This window comes from Vibrio sp. YT-19(2023) (genome assembly GCF_033337395.1).
The window spans coordinates 1-760 of record NZ_JAWOQN010000402.1 but is presented as its reverse complement, the minus strand read 5'-3'; the positions used below and the strand labels follow the sequence as shown (position 1 = coordinate 760).

The window sequence follows — 760 nt, the reverse complement described above, 5'->3', positions numbered from 1 at the left end:
GGCAATAAAGAGCCCCATCTATGAATCACAGATGGGGCTAATGAGATGTTTTTAATGGTTTTTTCTTGGTAATTTAAAAACCTTCGCCACGCACTAACTCAGCCAGCGTCGACAAGCGTTGTTCACTTTGCTTGACGTATGGGTTCTCGGTATCCCACGCGTAACCAGCCAATATTGCACTGATCATCTGTTTAATGCGTGGATTTGGAGCTTGGTAGAAAATCACGTCTTGAAGCGTGCCGTTGTACCATCCTTCCACAAAAGTGCGGAACGTGTTGACACCAACCATCAAGCGTTCTGAGTACTCTTCTTGCCAATCAACCACTTCGCCGTTCAATTGACGCACAACGCAATCAGCAGCAAATTGAGCCGACTTCATCGCGATAGTGACACCCGATGAGAATACCGGATCCAAAAATTCGCCCGCGTTACCAAGCAGCGCGTAGTGTTCTGTGGCTAAGCGTTTGACGTTCGCTGAATAGCCACCCAACTCTCCTGCGGGATTTGGGTACTTCGCGTTTCGCAATAAAGACGCCAAACCCGGCTCTTCATTAGCCAACTGCTGCAAAGCTGCAAGCTTATCTTCTGGGTATTGCTCGAAAAACTCAGGCTCACCCACCACACCAAACGAACACGTACCATTCGAGAATGGAATTAGCCAGTACCATACGTCGTGATTTTCAGGATGGACTGAAATCAGAATTTTGTTGCGATCGTACTCTGGTTCTTGTGATGAAATATGATCTTCAATATGCGTAAA

Annotated in this window: 1 protein-coding gene; it reads right to left on the bottom strand. The window is 46.7% G+C overall.

What is annotated here, in order from left to right; all coding sequences use genetic code 11:
• Positions 1 to 73: 73 nt before the first annotated feature.
• A partial coding sequence (locus tag R7E78_RS26185) for an NAD(P)/FAD-dependent oxidoreductase (protein WP_318058616.1) occupies positions 74 to 760 on the bottom strand: 687 nt, incomplete at its 5' end.